At 48.9% G+C, this 648-nt stretch carries 1 pseudogene; it reads left to right on the top strand.

Features of this window, described 5'->3' with window-relative positions:
- Positions 1-47: 47 nt before the first annotated feature.
- Positions 48-648 (top strand): annotated as a pseudogene (locus tag KIV40_RS35020) (helicase-related protein); the annotation flags it as partial.

Raw genomic sequence — 648 nt, 5'->3', positions numbered from 1 at the left:
TCGACCTGTCTGAGCTAAATACTCTGGTTCTTGATGAAGCGGACCGTATGCTTGAGATGGGCTTCCAAGACGCTATCGACGCGGTGATTGAAGCGGCTCCAAAACAGCGCGAAACTTTACTGTTCAGTGCGACATTCCCGAAACAGATCAAGTCTATCGCTGATCGCATCATGAACAACCCAGAGATGGTGAAAGTGGAGTCGACGCACGACCACTCAAGCATCCTGCAACACTTCTACAAGCTAGAAGGTACAGAAGCGCGTGATGACGCGTTGGAGTTGCTACTACTTCATCATGAACCAGAGTCAGCGGTTGTATTCTGTAACACCAAAAAAGAAGTTCAGAACGTGACTGACGAACTGCCTCACCGTGGTTTCAGTGTGATTGAACTGCATGGCGACATGGAACAGCGCGAACGTGATCAGGCGCAAGAGTATCTCAATTCTGGTCGCAACAGATGTAGCTGCTCGTGTTCTGGATGTTGATAACCTAGACGCAGTATTTAACTTCGAATTGTCACGCGACCCTGAAGTTCACGTTCACCGCATTGGTCGTACTGGCCGTGCAGGCAGTAAAGGTGTGGCGATTAGCTTCTTCAGCGAAAAAGAGATGTACCGTGTGGCTCAAATCGATGAGTACATGGATATG

The organism is Vibrio sp. D173a (assembly GCF_030248475.1).
Note: the sequence above shows the minus strand (reverse complement) of the source record. Positions and strands in the feature narration are given on the sequence as shown.